At 64.1% G+C, this 18,677-nt stretch carries 16 protein-coding genes; 5 read left to right on the plus strand and 11 right to left on the minus strand.

Going from position 1 to position 18,677, the window contains the following annotated elements:
- Positions 1-18 precede the first annotated feature (18 nt).
- The 5 genes from OIT41_RS19690 to OIT41_RS19710 all read right to left on the minus strand — a co-directional run bounded on the left by OIT41_RS19690 (position 19) and on the right by OIT41_RS19710 (position 6,454).
- Positions 19-597, minus strand: a complete 579-nt coding sequence (locus tag OIT41_RS19690) for a TetR family transcriptional regulator (RefSeq protein ID WP_241707620.1) — start codon at positions 595-597, stop codon at positions 19-21.
- A 23-nt stretch (positions 598-620) separates the two neighbouring features.
- A complete protein-coding gene (locus OIT41_RS19695; RefSeq protein ID WP_241707621.1) occupies positions 621-1,901 on the minus strand; it encodes an FAD-dependent oxidoreductase in 1,281 nt (426 codons plus the stop codon).
- Positions 1,902-2,249: 348 nt separating this feature from the next.
- Positions 2,250-4,241 (minus strand): penicillin-binding transpeptidase domain-containing protein, encoded by a 1,992-nt coding sequence (locus OIT41_RS19700; protein WP_241707622.1) that lies wholly within the window; start codon positions 4,239-4,241, stop codon positions 2,250-2,252.
- Between the two features lie 201 nt (positions 4,242-4,442).
- On the minus strand, positions 4,443-5,099 hold the full coding sequence (locus OIT41_RS19705; RefSeq protein WP_284762379.1) for a response regulator: 657 nt from the start codon (positions 5,097-5,099) through the stop codon (positions 4,443-4,445).
- Positions 5,096-6,454, minus strand: coding sequence for a sensor histidine kinase (locus OIT41_RS19710; protein WP_241707623.1), 1,359 nt, complete (start codon positions 6,452-6,454; stop codon positions 5,096-5,098). The genes OIT41_RS19705 and OIT41_RS19710 overlap by 4 nt, the downstream gene beginning before the upstream one ends.
- Before the next feature lie 194 nt (positions 6,455-6,648).
- On the opposite strand from OIT41_RS19710, the gene OIT41_RS19715 reads away from it, so the two are divergent.
- A complete protein-coding gene (locus OIT41_RS19715) occupies positions 6,649-7,740 on the plus strand; it encodes an ABC transporter permease (RefSeq protein WP_264637129.1) in 1,092 nt (363 codons plus the stop codon).
- Between the two features lie 39 nt (positions 7,741-7,779).
- Positions 7,780-8,478, plus strand: a complete 699-nt coding sequence (locus tag OIT41_RS19720) for an ABC transporter ATP-binding protein (RefSeq protein WP_241707625.1) — start codon at positions 7,780-7,782, stop codon at positions 8,476-8,478.
- A gap of 71 nt (positions 8,479-8,549) precedes the next feature.
- On the opposite strand, the gene OIT41_RS19725 is transcribed toward OIT41_RS19720, so the two are convergent.
- On the minus strand, positions 8,550-8,942 hold the full coding sequence (locus OIT41_RS19725; RefSeq protein WP_264637130.1) for a winged helix-turn-helix transcriptional regulator: 393 nt from the start codon (positions 8,940-8,942) through the stop codon (positions 8,550-8,552).
- Between the two features lie 82 nt (positions 8,943-9,024).
- On the opposite strand from OIT41_RS19725, the gene OIT41_RS19730 reads away from it, so the two are divergent.
- On the plus strand, positions 9,025-9,630 hold the full coding sequence (locus OIT41_RS19730; RefSeq protein WP_241707627.1) for an NAD(P)-dependent oxidoreductase: 606 nt from the start codon (positions 9,025-9,027) through the stop codon (positions 9,628-9,630).
- 135 nt (positions 9,631-9,765) lie between these two features.
- Here the strand turns inward: OIT41_RS19730 and OIT41_RS19735 are convergent, their stop codons facing one another.
- From OIT41_RS19735 to OIT41_RS19755, 5 genes are all read right to left on the minus strand, one after another.
- Positions 9,766-11,211: a phytoene desaturase family protein gene (locus OIT41_RS19735; protein WP_241707628.1), complete on the minus strand. Its 1,446-nt coding sequence runs from the start codon at positions 11,209-11,211 to the stop codon at positions 9,766-9,768.
- The gene (locus tag OIT41_RS19740) at positions 11,204-12,775 is read right to left on the minus strand and encodes a glycosyltransferase family 87 protein (RefSeq protein ID WP_241707706.1); all 1,572 of its coding nucleotides are present in this window, start codon (positions 12,773-12,775) and stop codon (positions 11,204-11,206) included. Before OIT41_RS19740 ends, OIT41_RS19735 begins: the two co-directional genes overlap by 8 nt.
- 147 nt (positions 12,776-12,922) lie before the next feature.
- On the minus strand, positions 12,923-13,063 hold the full coding sequence (locus OIT41_RS19745; RefSeq protein ID WP_171983456.1) for a hypothetical protein: 141 nt from the start codon (positions 13,061-13,063) through the stop codon (positions 12,923-12,925).
- Positions 13,064-13,642: 579 nt separating this feature from the next.
- Entirely contained in the window at positions 13,643-14,185 is a 543-nt protein-coding gene (locus tag OIT41_RS19750; RefSeq protein ID WP_078107119.1) for a histidine phosphatase family protein, read from the minus strand.
- A 42-nt stretch (positions 14,186-14,227) separates the two neighbouring features.
- The gene (locus tag OIT41_RS19755; RefSeq protein WP_241707629.1) at positions 14,228-15,724 is read right to left on the minus strand and encodes a CCA tRNA nucleotidyltransferase; all 1,497 of its coding nucleotides are present in this window, start codon (positions 15,722-15,724) and stop codon (positions 14,228-14,230) included.
- A 216-nt stretch (positions 15,725-15,940) separates the two neighbouring features.
- Here OIT41_RS19755 and OIT41_RS19760 point away from each other — a divergent pair, with 216 nt between their 5' ends.
- On the plus strand, positions 15,941-16,441 hold the full coding sequence (locus OIT41_RS19760) for an NUDIX hydrolase (protein WP_241707707.1): 501 nt from the start codon (positions 15,941-15,943) through the stop codon (positions 16,439-16,441).
- Between the two features lie 71 nt (positions 16,442-16,512).
- On the plus strand, positions 16,513-18,582 hold the full coding sequence (murJ, locus tag OIT41_RS19765; RefSeq protein ID WP_241707630.1) for a murein biosynthesis integral membrane protein MurJ: 2,070 nt from the start codon (positions 16,513-16,515) through the stop codon (positions 18,580-18,582).
- Positions 18,583-18,677 lie beyond the last annotated feature (95 nt).

Here is an 18,677-nt window from a genome sequence, read left to right on the forward strand (position 1 = left end):
CGGACCGCGGGGGGCTCCTCAGCCGCCCAGGTGGTCCGCACCGACGGCACCAGTGAGATATCGCTGGATGGTCGGCCCCAGCGCTCGGGCGACGACGGCGTGCGGCGTCGAAGCGATCGGCTCCAGCTTGATCAGGTAGCGGGTCAGGATAAGTCCGGAAATCTGCGACGCCACCAGGTTTCCGCGCCACGACGCCTCTTCCGCGGACACCCCGAGGCCGGCCAGAAGCGGGTTGATGGCGCGGTTGAGGATGAACTCGCGGACCAGCGCGGCACTCCACTCATGTTGCATCGCCGTCCGCAGAACCGCGACGCCGGCTGCCCCCGCGGGCGAGTCCCACACGGTCAGGACACGCATTACCAACCTCTCCCCGACCCCTTCCGGCGGACCGCTGAGGACCGCCGTGATGTGGTCCTTGGGGTCCACGGGGGACTCAAGCGCAGCCATGAACAGCTGCTCCTTGGTTCCGAAATGGTGGTTGATCATGGACGGATCCACGCCGGCCTCCGCCGCGATGGCCCGGACAGTCGCGGCGTCATATCCTTTACGGCTGAACTGTTCGCGAGCCGCACTGAGAACCGCGTCCCGGCTGCTCACGCGTCCGGGCCGCCGCCCTCTGTTCACAGCGATTTCCGGTTCGCGGCGGCCTTCCGGCGCGCAAAGTCCGGGGCGTGTTCCGGCCGCGGCCCGAAAGCGATCATGAGGGCTGGAAGTTTCCGGAACCACGGCACGTGGCGGGCGATAAAGACCACCGGACTGGGCGGGCCCATCAACTGGCCTTTCACTGCGGGGCCGAAAACGGCTTTCTGGATGAGGAGCTGAACATTCTGGATCACCACCGTGGGGAACCATCGCCGCTTCTGCACCGAGGCCAGGTCGGCTTCGCCCAGGGTGCCCTGAAGCAAAGGGCGGGCAAGGCGCTGGGCTGCCGCGACTGCGTCCTGGATGGCCAGGTTGATCCCCACACCGCCTGCGGGCGACATGGCGTGGGCCGCGTCTCCGATGAGGAGCAGCCCGGGTTTGTGCCATGGCTTGATCCGGTTGAGCTTCACGTCGAGCAAATGGAGATCGTCCATGGACCTGATTTCGTCCACGCGGTCCGCCAGGTCCGGGCGGATGCGGGCCACGCGTGCACGGAAACTCTCCACCCCTTCGGCCCGCAATTTCGGATCCTTGCCCTTCTCCGCGATATAGGCGATCTGGTAGAAGTCCTTGCGGGTCAGGCTGAGGAGCACATCGACGCCGGAGAAGCGGGGCACGATCGAAGCCAACTGTTCCTGTTCATCCGCACGCCGGGACAGCCTGAACCACCACGTGTCGAACGGCACGGGGAACTCACGGGGGACGAGGCCCGCCTTCTGCCGGAGCACCGAGCTGCGGCCGTCACATGCCACCGTCAACGTCGCGCGAAGCTCCCCCGTTCCGATTTCGACGCCGGACGCCGCGTCCCGGGTGCGGTACGCCACCCCGGCGACTTTCCCGCCGTCGTCGTACAGCAGATCCGTGGCCTCGGTGTTCATCCGGAGCGTGAACTCCGGCTCTTGCTGTGCGGCGTCCACCAGGAAGTTCAGGAGGTCCCACTGCGGAACCATGGCTACGTAATCGTAGGGTGGCTTGAGGCGGTCGAAGTCGGCCAGGGTGACCTCCTTGCCGCCCGTGGGGAGTTTGAAATTGCCGAGCTTGCTTTGGGGCAAGGCCCGGAATCCTTCGCCCAGCCCAAGCTCATCCAACAGTCGGATGGTGGAGGCATGGACGGTGTCGCCGCGGAAGTCGCGCAGGAAGTCGGCGTGCTTTTCAAGGATCGTGACCTCGACGCCGGCCCGCGCCAAGAGGAGTCCGAGCATCACCCCGGCGGGTCCCCCGCCCGCGATGACGCATGTGGTGCTTTCAGGCTGGTCCATGGCCACTCCCGGAGTTGAACTTCATTCCGCAACTAATTCAACAAGCGTTGAATTAAGTGTGCACCCGCCTCGCGGTCGTGTCCAGAGGCTGCGACGCCCGCTCACATACCGAGCCACGTTACCAACCGAGAATCTTTCCCTCCTGGGCCGCTGCAACTGCCCCATGCTGACGGGGGCGCGATCGGACGGTGGTGGGTAAGCGGGGCTGAAATCCTTGCTGCGGCGTCGACGTGGGTTCCCCTTGATGCTGTTGCTCTTTGGCTTTACCTTCCAGCAGAAGGCGCGGCGGGACAGCCTGAGAACACGTCCATCCAGAGGACGAACACCAGCGGTCTGCGGGCCGCGAGTTCAGCCGGCGGCGGTCAGGAACGATTTGAGCAGCGGACCGCTGGTAGTCGCACCGAGGCCGCCGTCTTCCACGAACACTGCGACCGCCAGGTCTCCATGCACTGCAACGATCCAGGCGTGAGTCTTGGGCGGGTTGTCATTTCCGAATTCGGCCGTTCCGGTCTTCGCGCCAACGGGCGCCCCTGGCACTGACGCCAGGAAACCGGCATGGCCGGAGGTCACCACCGCCCTCATCATGTCGGTCAGCGCGGCTGCCTCAGCCGGGGTGACCGGTTTGTCGGACGCTGCCGCGATGGGGGACTCCGAGGCACCGGGGGACGCCGACGACGGCGGGCCGGACGGCGTCGGCGTGGCACCTGCGGAGGGCGGGACTGCGCCGGGGTTCAGGACGAGTTGCGGCGACACCGGCGCGCCGTGGGCCACCGATGCTGCCATGATGGCCGCCGCGAGCGGCGAAAGAAGCACTTTGCCCTGGCCGATCATCGAAGCTGCGTGCTCGGTGCCATCAGCGTTTCCCGGTACGGAGCCCAGGAAGGCGTCAGCCCCCAGCTTCGGGGCTTGGACTGCCACCCCCAGCGAGGTTGCCGCAGACTCGAGCTGGGCTTGGCTCACTTTGTCGCGGGAACTGATGAAGGCCGTGTTGCACGAATGCGCAAAAGCGTCCCGCAATTCAACAGAACCCAGGGACGACGCCGGGTAGCCTTCGGCGTTCTTGAAGGTCCGGCCATCCACCGTGATTGTGGGCGTGCACTCAACCTTGGAATCCGGCGTCATTCCATTGCGGATCAAGGCGAGGGAATCGACGATCTTGAACGTGGACCCCGGCGCGTACTGGCCGAGCATGGCCGTGTTGTAGCCGTTGCTGCCGGGACCGGAGGCCGCTGCGAGGACGGCGCCGGTGGAGGGACGGAGTGCCACAATTGCCGAGGCCGGCCCAACACCGGCCAAGGTGTCTTCGGCGAGCTGCTGCAAGCGCGGATCCAGGGTGGTCTTCAACGGGTCGCCGGGCTTCGCATCGACGGCAAAAAGCACTCGGCGCGGATCCGGATTTGCTGCCTTGATCTGGTCGTCTGTCATGCCTTGCGGCCGGGCTTTGATGGAGACCCCGTCCTGGCCTCGGAGTTGAGTGTCATATTGCTCCTGCAGGCCACCGGATCCGACGGTGTCTCCCACCTTGAGGGCGCCCCCGGACTTTTGGATCTGTTCGGCGCTTGCCTCGGCCGCGGTCCCCAAGACGGCGCGGGCGAAGGTGCGGGTTGGTGCCAAAGGCAGAAAATCGCGGATGCCACGGGCGCCGGGAATCGCGGCAATCTGCTGGTCTGTGACCGTCCGGCTGCCGTCCTCGCGCAGCGTGATGGCACTGACGAAGGCCTGCGGGCCGGAAGCCTGGACCTGTTTCACATACGCGCCTTCGTCCACGCCCACCAGTTGCGCGAGCTTCGCCGCGGACGCTGCAGGATCGGCCGATCCAATCGTTGTCTTGTCGATCCCCACGTGAACCACCGGACGGTAGCTGACCAATTTCGCGTCCCCTGCGCCGAGGATGTCGGCCCTGGATGGCGAATTGACGGTCTTGTCCAGGACCTCGCCGTCCTTAAGGTCCGGCTCCAGGAGTGCCGAATTCCATTGGACCGCCCATTTGTCGCCGGACTTCTTCAGTGCAGCCTGGGAGGTGTACTTCCACTCCGCGGTCCCGATCTTCCATGTGAAGTTGAGCGGGACGGACGCTTTGTCGCCGTCGAGCGTCACCGCGCCGCTCTCAACGGAAGGCTTGGCCGGATCAAGGGCCGCGAACACCGCTTTGAGCTGCTCGTTTGCCGCCGAGGCATCCTTGCCGTCAACGGCGAGCGATCCGACGTCGAACGCCGCCAAAGAGGAGGCGAGCTGCTTGGCCGCGCCCTCCGCCCCGGAGCGGCCGTCATCGCAAGAGGTCAGCGACCCGGCAATCATCAGGGCGGCAAGCCCCAGGACAATGTTTTTAGTTTTCCCCATTCGCGCCATTATGCCTTCTTGGACCGACAGGAATGATCCAAATCACAGCACGTTGCGCTTTTGTGATGCTTCAGGGGTTCGAGAACAGCGCGTAGCCACTTTCCCCAAGTAACGCGCAGTAGGTGTCGTTTTCGACCCCCAGAACGACACCTACTGCCAGTCATTTGGGTCCGCGAGGCACCCGGGGTGCGCGCGCCGACTCTACTGACTGCGGATGATCCTGCGCTGCGTCGCCGCCGCGATGGCCGCGGTCCGGTTGTCGACGCCCAGCTTGCCGTAAATGTGCACCAAATGGGTCTTGACCGTTGCCTCGGAAATGAAGAGTTGCCTCGCCATCGCACGGTTGCTCATCCCAGTGGCGAGGAGCTCCACGAGTTGCACTTCACGGGCACTCAAGGCGTTCACCGGATTGCGGATCCGCCCCATGAGCCGGGCGGCAACCTCGGGTGCAAGGGCCGTCTGACCCGCCGCCGCAGACACCACGGCCTGCCGGATTTGCTCAGGTGGCGCGTCCTTAAGCATGTATCCGCTGGCACCGGCCTCTACCGCGGCGAGGATGTCGGCGTCGTTGTCGTAAGTGGTCAGGATCAGGACCGGCGGCGGGGGAGTCCCGGCTTCCCCGGCTTTGATCTTGCCCGTGGCGGTGACGCCGTCCATGCCCGAGCCCATTTGCAAGTCCATGAGAACCACGTCGACGGGTTCGCCGAGGGTGTGGAGCTTCGATAGTTCCGCCAATGCGGCGGTGCCGTCGGAGGCTTCCGCCACCACGCGGACGCCTTCGAAGTCGGAAAGCATGGCCCGGAGCCCAGCGCGGACCACGGGATGATCGTCAACAAGCAGGACCCTGATGGTGGTCACGGGGTCCCCTCCAGGGCTGCGTTGCCGGTCCCCAGCGGCAGCCGGATTGCCACCACGGTCCCCTCCCCGGGAGCCGACTCGACGTCGAGCGTTCCGTTGAGGGCAGCGAGCCGCTCGCGCAGGCTTTTGAGCCCGACGCCGGTTCCGTCGTCGCGGGTTGCTGCGGCAGCCGCCGCTTCGGGATCAAAGCCCGCACCGTCGTCGAACACATCCATGGTCACCTCGGCGTCCAGGAAGGAAAGGGTCACGACGGCGGCGCCCGCCTGGGCATGCGCCCACACGTTCGCCAGGGAAGACTGAGCCGCGCGCAACAGGGTGGTCCGGTAAGGGTTGGGCAGCGGCACCGGCGTGCCTTGGAGCTCGAAGCGGCAGCGCAGCGTGGCTCCCCGGGCGGAAGCCTCGGCCTCGGTCTTGGTGCAGAGGCGCCGCAGGGTGTCCGCCAGCTCAGACTCATCCAGTTCGGGGGATCCAAGACCGCGGACAAAGTTGCGAGCCTCCGCCAGGTTGCTGGCTGCTGTCTCACGGACGGTCCTGAGCCGGTCGCGGGCCGCGGCGTTGTCACCGGCGTCGAGGGCCTTCTCCGCCGAGCGCCCCATCAGGACGATGCTCGAGAATCCCTGCGCCAGGGTGTCGTGGATTTCGCGGGCGAGCCTTTCGCGCTCTGCCAGCACACCGGCGTCGTGTTGGCTTCGTGCCAATTCGGCCCGGGTTCGGCGCAATTCCTCGGCGGCAAGGCGTTGGTTCTCCGCCTCGACGTAAAGCGCCCGATAAGCCAGGCCGGTGACAACCGCGAAGGCGGCCCCGAAAACAGGCCCGAGGACCATGGCAAGTTGCAGGGCATCCGCCCCGGCACCCCGGTTATGGAACCACATCGCCGCGATCAGGAGCGCGGTACTGGCAGCGATCGCGGGAAGAGCGAAACGCCGCGGCAGGATATGCAGCTGCAGGAAGAACAGCGGGAAAGCTATCCACGCGAAGTCCGGACTGATGAGCATGAGCAGCAGCCATAGGAATCCGACGACGGCGAGCCACCAGCGCGCGTATGGCTTCGGATTGAAACGCTCGGAATGGCCGGCGTGCCGCTTCTCGAGAACCGTCCCTGCGAGGTAGACAGCAGTCAGTAGCAGCGACAGGCCGAGGCCTGCCCCGGTGGCGAAAGGCGAAAGGCCCGCGACTGCAAGCCTGACGACCGCCACCAACAAGAGCACCGCAAAACCGACGTGCAGGCTGACGCGCAGGACACGCAAAATCACGGCGGAACCAATGGGCTGCGTGTCATTGGGCTGCGCCGTGTCACCTGTTTGCTGCCGCGGCGCAGGCGGCGCGGCGACTTGCTGCGAATCGTCTCCCTGCATGCCCTCCAGCGTAGCCTCGCCCTCCGACACTTTTGCCCCGGTTCCGCCGTATTCGGCTCCAATCAACCAAACGGTTGATCCCGCGGTCAACCAAGGCGATCGGATGGGTCCATCCACTTCACGATGCTTCAGCCGCCAACTGCCGGGAAAGTTGAAGCAGGACCAGAAAATCGCCTCCGAACCAAAGGAATTCCATGTTTCTCGCAGTGCGCGACATCCGCTTCGCCAAGGGCCGCTTCGCCCTCATGGGAAGCGTCGTCGCCCTCATCACACTCCTCCTCGTCATGCTCTCCGGACTGACCGCGGGCCTCGGTGACCAGTCCACGTCGGCCATCTCAGCCCTTCCGGCGCAGCAAATCGCCTTCGGCGCCCCAGCCGGGGGCGAGGCCAAGGCCTCCTACACGGAATCGGAAGTCTCCAACAAGCAGCTTGAAGCCTGGCGGAACCAGCCGGGTGTTGCTTCTGTCGAAGCGGTGGGTATCACCCAGACGCGGTTCCAATCCCTCGATTCCTCCAATAATGCCGCCGGCACTGCCAACGTCGCGGTCTTCGGGGCCGACGGCGGCATCTCGCCAGTGGCGGTCAGGGACGGCGAGGTGGTGGTCGGGGAGGCCTTGGCGAAGGAACTCGCGCTGAGTACCGGGAGCAGCGTGACCGTGGGCGGTACCAGCCTGACGGTTTCCGCCGTTACCCAGGATGAGTGGTATTCGCACACCGGGGTTGTCTGGACTTCCCGGGCGACGTGGCAAAAGCTCGCACATATTCCTGCCGGGGAATCGATTGGGACGGTCCTCGCGGTGACCTACGACGCCGGAGCCTCCGTGGACCCCGACGCCGCCAACGCAGCAGCCGGCACGGTGAGCGCCACGCCTAGTGGCTCGTTCCAGGCCCTCGGTTCCTACAAGAGCGAAAACGGCTCCCTCATGCTGATGCAGGCCTTCCTCTACGGTATCTCGGCGCTTGTCATCGTGGCGTTCCTGACCGTCTGGACTGTGCAGCGCACACACGATATCGCGGTGCTCAAAGCCATGGGCGCTTCGTCCGGCTACGTCGTGCGCGACGCCTTGGTCCAAGCGGGAATCGTTTTGCTCGCAGGGGCGGGACTGGGCGGCGGCGTTGGCGTGGTTGGCGGCTTCTTTGCTGCCAAGGCTGCCCCGTTCCTCGTGACTCCACTGACGACGCTCGTCCCGATTGCCGGAATCGTGATCCTCGGGCTTGGCGGTGCGGCGCTGGCCGTACGCAGCATCACCAAGGTGGATCCGCTCATCGCCCTTGGCGGCAACTAGGCCAACGCCAAAACCTAATATTCCATGAAAGGCATATCAATGAACCCCGTACTGAACCTCGTCAACGCCACCCTGGAGTACCCGGACGGAGACTCCACCCTCAAGGCCCTGGACGCCGTGGATCTCAGCGTGGACGCCGGCGAGTTCTTTTCCCTCGTGGGCCCGTCGGGCTCCGGGAAGTCCTCGCTTCTTGCCGTGGCGGCAACACTCGTTCGGCCGGGTTCCGGGCTCGTCATCATCGACGGCACGGATGCCACTGGACTCAAGGACCCCGAACTCACTTCCCTGCGCCGGGAAAAAGTGGGCATCATCTTCCAGCAACCCAACCTCCTGCCGTCGCTGACCGCCGTCGAGCAGTTGATCATCGGCGACCACTTCCGGGGAAAGCCTGCCAAAGCGGCACGTGAGCGCGCTACGGAACTGCTCGACGTCGTCGGGCTCGGGAGTTCGCTCAACAAGAGGCCGCACCAGCTCTCCGGAGGGCAGCGGCAGCGGGTAAACATCGCGAGGGCGCTCATGGGCCAACCCCGGGTGCTGCTTGTCGACGAGCCGACCGCGGCATTGGATCACGAACGCAGTGAATCGATCGTGCGGCTACTGCGTCAAGTCACCGACGAGTTCGCGACGGCGACCGTCATGGTCACGCACGACACCGAGTTCCTCCCGCTCACCGACTCCGTCGCCACTATGCGGGACGGGCGCCTCAGTGCGCGCGTCCCTGTCGGCACACCCAACTGACTCGCATTTGTTGTCGTTCTGAGGCCTCAAAACGACACTTACTGCGAGCCAGTTGGCGAAGGCCGGAAGGGTCAGTCCCGGATCACGGCCTCGTCCTGGGCATCGTCATAGGCGTCGCGGGCCTTGAGAATGCTGGGCACGTGATCCTCCGCCCAGAGACGCAAAAGGGTCAAGGGCTCCAGCAAGGAAGCTCCGAGCTCGGTCAGTTCATAGTCGACGCGAGGGGGTACCTGCGCGTGGACGGTCCTGGTGATGAGACCGTCCCGCTCCAGGGTTCGAAGGGTCTGGGTGAGCACCTTCGGCGTCACTACATGGACCATCTTGCGAAGCTCGGAGAACCGGATCGGGCCGTCCGCGAAGACCTGGACCACCAACGAAGCCCACTTGTCGCCGATGCGTTGAAAGATCACCCGCGACGGGCAGTCCGGGTCGAGGATGTTTGCTGGCAGGTCGCTGGTATCCATGAGGTAACTAAGTTCCTTTGAAGCTATCAGTATCAATTAGATACTGTTTTGATATCGCAAGAATAGCAACCCAAGGAGAGTCATGAAAATCGCAGTTTACGGCGCAACAGGCATGGTCGGAAGCCAGATCGTCAACGAATCCCTCACCCGCGGCCACGAAGTCACCGCGATCTCCCGTAAGGGCTCGGAGGTTGCTGGAGCGAAGGCCCTCGCCGCCGACCTCGCTGATGGCCAGAGCTTCGCGGAGGTCGCCAAAGAGCACGACGCCGTCATCCTCGCCACCGGTCCCAGCCGCACCGGCGGAGACCACGGGGAGTGGCTGGCGGCAATGGACACCGCGTACAGCAACGCGGAAGGTACACGTCTCATGATCGTCGGCGGCGCAGGCACCCTGGAGATCGACGGCGTCCGCCTCCTCGATTCGCCCGACTTCCCTGAGGCATACAAGGCCGAAGCAACCACGGCCGCGGCCGCTTTCGCCGCCGTCAAGGAAGCTCCCGAGAGCCTGGACTGGACCGTACTCGCACCTGCGCCGGTCATCCAGCCGGGTGAGCGCACCGGGAACTACTCCACTGCAAAGGATTCTCCGGCCGGCAACACCATCTCCACCCAGGACTACGCTGTGGCCATGCTGGACGAAATCGAAACTCCTGCCCACCGCCGGGCACGCTTCACGGCAGCCAACTAGCCCAACGCCCGCTCACCTATGACGGCACATTCACCAACACCCGCTCACCTCTGACGGAAAACGCGGGCCGCTCCTGTACGCAAGTGAGCGAGCGTTTCGGATTTTGGCGACATAAGTGAGCGGGCGTCGCAGGGGTCATGCGCCTAGGCCAAGCCCGGGTATCGGCAGGCCGAACATGTCTTTCAGGGCATATTCAGCAGCATGGTACCCGGGCATTCCTGTTACTCCAGGTCCTGGAGGCGTAGACGAGGAACACAGGTACACCCCTGGCAGAGGCGTCCGCCACGGCACTGAGGAGAGCACGGGACGCTGTACCAGTCCTCGGATATCCATGGTCCCCGCGCTAAAATCGCCACCCACGTAGTTCGCGTTGTAGTCGGCCAAGCCCGCCGCCGTTGTCGTCTTCCAGCCGACCACCACGTCGCGGAAACCCGGCGCAAATTCCTCGATCCGGGACATGATCGCCTCGGCCATGTCCACCGTGGAACCTTTGGGAACATGACAATAGGACCAGAGAATGTGCCGCCCTACGGGAGCGCGCCCCGGATCCACTATGGATGGCTGGGCCACAAGGACATACGGCTTCGCGGGATGCCGGCCCGCAGCTACAAGGTTCTCGGCCTCCGCCATGGCGGCACGCGTGCCGCCCACATGCACCGTCCCGGCGTCGGCCAAACCTGGAGCCGTCCAAGGCACCGGCCCGGACAGGATGAAATCCACCTTGCATGCCGCATTCCCAAAACGGAATGTTTCCAGCGACTTCCTATAGCGGGCGGGAAGCGCGGCGCCCGCCATGCGCAGCAGTCCTGGTGGTGCGACATCCAGCAGGATGGCCTTCGCGGGACGCAGCTCTTCCAAGGAATCGATCCGCACACCGGTCTCGACCACTCCGCCGTGGGCCTCGATGTCCCGCACCATCGCGTCCGCTATGGCCACGGATCCACCAACCGGAATGGGCCAGCCACCGGCATGGGCCAGCGCACCCAGGAGGAGTCCCGCCCCTGCGGCTGTGGGAGAAGGAAGGGGAGACAAAGCATGCGCCGCCACACCTGTCAGCAGTGCGGGCGCCGCATCCCCGATGAACCGCCGGTTCCACCACGGTGAACCTTGCTCCAAGGTTGCCAGGCCGAGGCGTAGCGCGGCGATCGGACGGGCCGGCATCCGCAGCAACTGGTTCTGCGTCACGTCAAGAACGCCGCCCAGATGCTCCACCAACGGTCCCATGAGGCGGGTAAATGCTGCTCCATCGGCCCCGAGTTCACAAGCCGTCCGCTCCAGCGAGCGATACGCGAGAACTGCCCTGCCGCCGTCGAGCGGTGTTCCGTATTGGACCTCCGGCAAACGCAGCTCCACACGCCGTTCGAGCTCAAAATCCCGGAAGAAACGCGAAGCCAGCGCCATGGGGTGCACAGCGGAGCAGACGTCGTGGATATGCCCCGGCTCCAGCAGTTCAGTCGTCCGCGTTCCACCACCGATCGTCTCGGCGGCCTCGTACACCCGGACAGCCAGGCCCGCCCGGGCCATCACTACCGCGGCGGCCAAACCGTTCGGTCCGGAGCCGACGACGGCGACCTCAGCCATGGCGTTCGCCGTCGCCTTGCGTGGAGCTCACTGAGTCGCGGGGAGTTCCGGAGGTGTCGCGCCCGGATTGCGGCTCGCGCCCGGAACGGTCCTCAGCGGAGTTCACCTCAACGCGCCGCCAGGGGAGCACCGAGGCCGTCGGATTCTTGAGGTCCACCCGAAACCAATCCTTCGCGCCATCGAACAGGCCACCGTGGGGATCGTCCACACCCTGGACCCGGAGGGGATCAAGGTGTGGATCCCAGATGTCCCATGCAACCCTCAACATCAAATATGCCGTTACGGCCATATGCAGCACCACGGCCATGACGTAGTACGGCATATCGATGTTGTTCTGCGCCGCCCCGCCGCTACTGACCTGACCCAGATACATCCAGGTGGCAGCCCAATGCAACGCCTCAGCTGCCTGCCAGACCAGGAAGTCGAGCCAGCGGGGTCTGGCCAATGCCAGCAAGGGCACCAGCCAGAGCACATATTGCGGGGAATAGACCTTATTGCTCAGCACGAAGGCTGCCACGATCAGGAAGGTCAACTGGGCAAGCCGCGGGCGCCGCGGCGCCGCCAATGCCAATACGGCAATCAGAACGCACGCAAGGAGGAACATGTCCATCGCCAAGGCATTGATGGCGTCGGGGCCAAGTTTGGCCAGTCGGAGGCGTTCGGCAACGAGGTTATACGCGAACCACAAGGAGCTGTACCCCGCGGGGCGATCACGGGTGTAATCGAAAAAGTAGCGCCAACCGGCTGGGTTGATGGCCGCGATCGGGACGTTGACTGCCAGCCAAGCGACCGCGGCTGACACGGTGGTCACAAAGAAGCCCCGCAGGCGGCCGCTTCGCAAGGCGAGCAGGAGGATCGCGCCGAGGATAAGCAGCGGATAAAGCTTGGTGGCCGTTCCGAGGCCGATGAACAGGCCCGCCATGACGAGACGGTCCTTCGAGAAGAAGTACATCCCCACGGCGAGCATGGCAACTGCCCACATGTCCCAATTAATGACTCCGGCCAGGACAATCCCGGGCGCGAGGGCCACCATTGCCGCATCCCAAGGCCGGCGACGATTGATGCGCGCGGTAGCCAGAACCACCACGATCCACATGGCCGCAATCAGGGTGGCGTTCACGTCGAAGTAGCCCAGGATCCGATCGGGGGTGGCGCCATGGCCCGGGACCAACCGTGCGGTAGCACCGGCTATCAGCCCGATGATCACCGGATATTCGAACATGCTTTTCGGATCAAGGAACGGGAAGACGCCGTCGGCGAAGCCCCTGCTGCTGAAAAGTTCGGGGAAATCCGAGTAGCAGGTGGCATAGAACTGCTGTGGGGTGTGCCAGCCGTTGACGCGGCAATAGCCCTTGATCATGATCGACACGATGGCGGCGACGATCGTGAGGATGACCAGGACCCGCTCCACGGTGAAGAATCCGGGGGAGATGGCCCCGGGGGAGGACCGCCGTCCGAGGGGTCCCCCGATCAACTCGGTGAAGTTCCTGAGCAAGTAATCACTACGGCTGGGAACCACAAAGCGCGCACGCTTTTGCTGGATGTGCGGCTTTGTCTCCTGCATGGAATCGAGCTTACCTTCAGGCACGGGGCGCTCCTCCCTAAGCCCCCGCTTTAAAGGGCGGAAGCCCACGCGTAGCCGCGCGGGCTTCCGGGGCGAACGGTCCGATGTGTGCCATCAGTCCCTCCTGTAGTGCAGTGGTGGGGACACTCAGCGGATGATGCCCATTTGATGCAGGACGACGTAGACGTCTTCCCGGCGTTGATCCAACAGTTGTCCGTTGAAGAGGGTCTTGTCTTTGACGACGGGCTTGCTGTTGAAGACCATCAAGTCCCTGAGGCGCTTGGCCAAGGGTTCACCTCCTTTCGTTATTGAAGAGAATTGCCGGAATTCAGGCATGACAATTAAGCCCCCTGAATTCGAAGAAAACAGCGGCGGAATTAGGCGCGTGAATGCCAGGCAATGAGGGGTGGATTAAGCGGATTTCTCGAACGACCGTGTCCGTACCGGAGCATGGAACTCCGATAGGGGTATCCAGGGGCAGCCGTCCCCAACAAGAAGCTGGTTCCGAACTATGAGGAAACTGCGCACCACGTCAATCGCGTGATACCGCTCAATGGCAGGCCCAACTCGGAGCCTGATTGCCCCTTGATCAGCCCTGAAACATCAGGGGGAAGAAGGAAATCAGGAGAAGTTAGGCCGCAGGACGGCGTCGAACAGCGAAGGCCGGGGTGCCAGCAACGGTCATCTTCCATCCGCTAGTCAAAGTAATCATTTTCCCAACCTCCTTTTCTGTTTTGGCGCTACCGCAGATGACTGACTGGGTAGCGCACGCCTCAATCCCGGCAGATTGCTCTGGGATCAAAAATAAAGTTACACCATGAATCGCACTGTTGACCAGCCAATTACAAACAATTTAGAAATTAATTCTTACAATCCCCAGCGGAGAATGGCCGGCGTCCGCTTGTCCCATCCCAAGGTACAAACTTTGGCCGTTCCCAAGACAAAGTGGCGTCCTTCCCTCGCGTCCAATTCGAGCCAACGGGCCGTGAGGATGCGGGAAAAATGGCCGTGCGCGACAATCAGGACGTTGTCCATTCCGGACTCGAGGACGCGGGCAATGATCTTGTCGGCCCGGGCCGCCACAGAGTCGAGTGTCTCGCCGTTGGGAACGCCGTCGGTCCAGATGAGGTAATCCGGGTTGTCCTTGCGGATGAGATCCGAGCTGATGCCTTCGTAATCGCCGTAGTTCCACTCCACAGCCAGCGGCTCATGAACGGCGTCGGGGAAGCCCGCCAATTCCGCGGTACGGCGGGCCCGGCGCAGCGGCGATGTCAGGACCAGGTCGAAGTCGATGCCTTCCAGGATTTTGCGCGCTTCCACGGCCTGCTGCTCTCCCTCGACCGTCAAGGGAAGGTCCGTCAAACCGGTGTATTGGCCGCTCTTGGACCATTCGGTCTCGCCGTGACGCATGATCCAGAGCTGTGGCCGGGAGAGTTTGGCTGCAGGGTTCACTTAGGACTCCTCTGGTTCGGCGGTGCCTGCTTTGGCATCGACGGCTGGTTCCGATGAAAGTTCGACGGCGGACTCGGGTTGGCCGGTCCACCAGCCCAGGAGCTTGGACTCGGCCTCTTCCTGGGACAGCGGACCGTTTTCCATGCGCTCCTCCAAGAGGAACTTGTAGGCGCGGCCAACCACGGGTCCGGGCTTGAGTCCCAGCAAATCCATGATCTGCGCTCCGTCCAGGTCCGGCCGGATGGCATTGAGCGATTCCTGTTCGGCCAGGACTTCGATCCGTTGCTCAAGGTCATCGTAAGCAAAGGAGAGCCGCTCGGCCTTGCGCTGGTTACGCGTGGTGACGTCGGACCGGGTCAACCGGTGCAGGCGCTCCAGCAAGGGGCCGGCGTCTGCGACGTAGCGGCGGACGGCGGAATCGGTCCAGCCGGCGTCGCCGTAACCGTAGAAACGCATGTGAAGCTCCACGAGCCGCGCCACGGCCTTGATGGTGTCGTTGTCGAAGCGCAGGGCCTTCATGCGTTTTGCGGTCAGTTTGGAGCCCACCATGTCGTGGTGGCGGAAGCTCACCGCGCCGCCCGGTTCGAAACGGCGCGTCGCCGGCTTCCCGACGTCGTGCATGAGCGCGGCGAAGCGCAACACAAAGTCCGGACCCGGCACCGGGCCGTCCGGGCCCGTCTCAAGCGACGCAGCCTGCTCCAGGACCTGCAAGGAGTGCTGGTAGACGTCCTTGTGCCGGTGGTGCTCATCGGCTTCAAGGCGCAGCGCGGAGACCTCGGGGAGGACGAATTCGGCAAGTCCGGTTTCCACGAGGAGGTCGATGCCCGCACGCGGGTGCGCACCGTTAATGAGCTTGACGAGTTCCTCGCGCACGCGTTCGGCGGAAATGATCTTGATCCGCTCGGCCATCCCGGACATGGCGAGGCGGACGTCGTCGTGCACGGCAACGCCGAGCTGCGCGGCGAAACGGGCAGCACGCATCATGCGAAGGGGATCATCGGAGAATGACGCTTCGGGTGCTCCCGGGGTGGCGAGGACCGAGGCGTGGAGGTCGCGGACCCCGCCGAAAGGATCCACGAGTTCCAGCGACGGCAGCCGGAGCGCCATGGCGTTGATGGTGAAGTCGCGGCGCAGGAGGTCGTCCAGGAGCGACGAGCCAAAGGCCACCGCGGGCTTGCGGGAATCGGCGTCGTAAGCCTCGGCGCGGTAGGTCGTGATCTCGATCTGGAAGCCGGACTTCTTCATCCCGATCGTTCCAAAGGCGCGTCCGATTTCCCAGAAATTGTCGGCCCACCTCTTGATGATCGAGAGGGTCTGGTCCGGAGAGGCGTCAGTGGTGAAATCCAGGTCCGGCGAGACACGTCCGAGGAAGAGATCCCGCACCGGCCCGCCAACCAGCGACAGTTCGAATCCAGCGTCCACGAAACGCCGACCGAGGTCCAGGACCACTGGATCCATCTGGAAATTAACTGAAGAACTGTCCAATACTTGCGCCATAGTTCCTTAAGCTTGTCAGATTTCACCGCGCCATCACACCGGATCCTCGTCATTGCGCTGCGATTGGGTGGGAACAACACCGGGATCACGGTCTCACGCCATCCGCACGTCACCGTGAGTCCATGTCCCGGTCATCACCAACGGGCAAGAGTCGTTAGAGTGGACTTCATGGCCAACCCGATCCCGAGTGCTCCTGGCAGGAGGACGAACGCACCATTGCCGTCGGCAATTGGTGCCCACGTCGCGCCCGCTCCGCACCCGGCCCAGGCCGCCCTTCCGACGGTGGAGGAAGTCTCTGCCGGCGGCGTCGTCGTAGACACGTCCGACGGCGAACTAAGGGTTGCGATCATCGCCCGCCTTAATAGGGGTGGCCGGCTCGAGTGGTGCCTGCCGAAAGGGCATCCGGAGGGCAAGGAAAACAACGAGGAAGCAGCCGTCCGCGAGATCGCTGAAGAAACCGGAATCGAGGGCGACGTCCTCGCTCCGCTCGGCAGCATCGACTATTGGTTCACCGTGAGCGGGCACCGCGTCCACAAAACCGTGCACCATTTCCTCCTGCGCGCCACGGGCGGGGAGCTGACCATCGAGAACGATCCCGACCAAGAGGCCATCGATGCCGCGTGGGTTCCCCTCCAGGAATTGGCCCGCAAATTGTCCTTTCCCAATGAGCGGCGCATCGCCGATCTCGCCCGGGAAGTCCTGCCCGAACACCTCTAACGCGGGCCTTTCCTTCCGGCGGACGCCGGTTTGACGCAACAGGCAGCCCGGCTCATGGGACGATAATGACAATGTCTGCCGCCAAAACAACCCAGTCACCCCAGTCCGGAGAAACCCGTTCCAGCGCCGTCATGGCCGCAGGGACGCTTGTTTCACGGTTCCTCGGCTTCGCCAAAACCTGGATGCTTGGCGCCGCACTGGGCCTGGGATCGACGGTCAACGACACCTTCATCAATGCCAACAACCTGCCGAACCTGATCTTCCTCCTGGTGGCCGGTGGCGTATTCAACGCTGTGCTGGTCCCGCAGATCATCAAAGCCAGCAAGGGTCCGGACCGCGGCGCGGACTACATCAGCCGGCTCCTGACCCTCGCTGTGCTGGTTCTCTTGACGCTGACCACCCTGGTCACCCTGGCCGCGCCGATGGTCATCGACCTCACCACCCAGGGCTATTCACCCCAGCAGAAATCGCTGGCCGTAACCTTCGCGTTCTATTGCCTGCCGCAGATCTTCTTCTACGGTCTGTATGCGCTGCTGACCCAGGTCCTCAACGCCAACGGTGCCTTCGGCCCCGCGATGTGGGCTCCCATTTTGAACAACGTGGTGGCCATCGCCGGACTGGGCATGTTCATCTGGATCCTCGGCGCCAACAACACCAACCCCCACACCTTGGACAATTGGGGGCCAGTCCAGACGTTCCTGATCGCCGGCCTCTCCACTGTCGGCGTGCTCGCTCAGACCGCCATACTCCTTGTCCCGGTGATCCGCCTGCGGCTCGGGCTCCGGCCCCGCTTCGGCTGGAGGGGCGTCGGACTGGGCCAGGCAGCGAAACTGAGCGTGTGGACGCTCCTGACCGCCGCCGTCGGGCAGCTCGCGTTCCTTTACGTCATGAGGATCGCCACGATTCCCGGCTCCGAGCGGCTTCGGCTGGAGCATGCGCAAGACCCGGCGGCCGCCACTCTCCCGGGTAACGCGGTCCTGGAAGTCGCCAGCCAGCTCTACCTGCTCCCGCACTCGATCATTGCGTTGTCGCTCGCCACTGTGCTGTTCAACCGGATGGCCCATGCCTCCCAGGCGGGCAACAAAGCCGAACTGCGCGAAGCCCTGTCGCACGGGCTGCGGACCATGGCCGTCGCCACTGTCTTCGGGGCACTGGCCCTGTTCGCCCTCGCCGGACCGCTGGGCATGTTCTTCTCCGGCGGGAAACCCCAGGACGGCGTCATGCTCGCCCAGACGCTGACGATCCTCGCGCTGAGCACCCCGTTCATGAGCGCCAACTTCATGATGTCGCGTGTCTTCTACGCCAATGAAGACGCCCGGACCCCTTTCTACATCCAGCTCATCCTTGCGCTGGTCAACGTTGTGGGCGCGTTCATCATCCAGTTCCTGCCGGTCGGGCGGATCATCTTCGCGATCGCCGTCCTGTATACCCTCGGAAACATCCTTTCCGTGGTGATCAGCGTCTGGTTCCTGCGACGACTTCTCGGCCACGTGGACGGTCCGCGCATCGCAAACTCGTACATCCGCATGGGCTACGCCGCGTTGGGCTCGGCGATCGCCGGCGCCGTGGCACTGTGGCTCCTGGGCAGCTATCACGCCGACGGCTTCGCCTGGAGCAGCCGGCCTGCCGCATTGGTGACGGTGGTCGTCGTCGGGCCCGTCATGCTGCTTGCATACCTTTTCCTGCTGCGCGTCTTCCACGTCAGTGAGCTCCGCGATTTGCTCCGTCCGGTGCTTGGCCGGCTCGGCCGGGGCGTTCCGGTTGCGAAAGCACCGTCCGCGGGTGGAGAGCAGACCCCGACGGCGGCCCGCGCCACGGTTTCCGACGACACCGGACTCATTCCGCGCATCTCGGGGGAGTTCGACGCAGCATCCTTCCGCGCCGGTCCGGCCGTGCAGACCATGCCTTCGAAGGACGGGTGGGATGACAACCGCGATGCCGATGGAGCCATTGCGGAGGGCAAGGACAAGGTGGATGCCTGGTCCGACGTCGAGAAGTCATACCTGCCCGATGAAGACCTCCCCAGCACCGCGCAACGGGGCGCAGGCCGCCCAGGGATCCCGTTGCCCGGTCGCCGCACCTATCAGGGAACACTGGGAAACAACCCCTATTTCCGCGGTGGATCACGCCGCAAAAGGTGACGGATCCGCGCAAACCGGGAGCCGGAACGGCCCAATCAGCTAGGATCAGAAACTAATACAGGTAGTTGCAGACCACGGGTCACCCGGCTGGCCGG

Origin of the sequence: Arthrobacter sp. YA7-1 (genome assembly GCF_025960325.1) — a bacterium.
GTDB lineage: Bacteria > Actinomycetota > Actinomycetes > Actinomycetales > Micrococcaceae > Arthrobacter > Arthrobacter bambusae_A.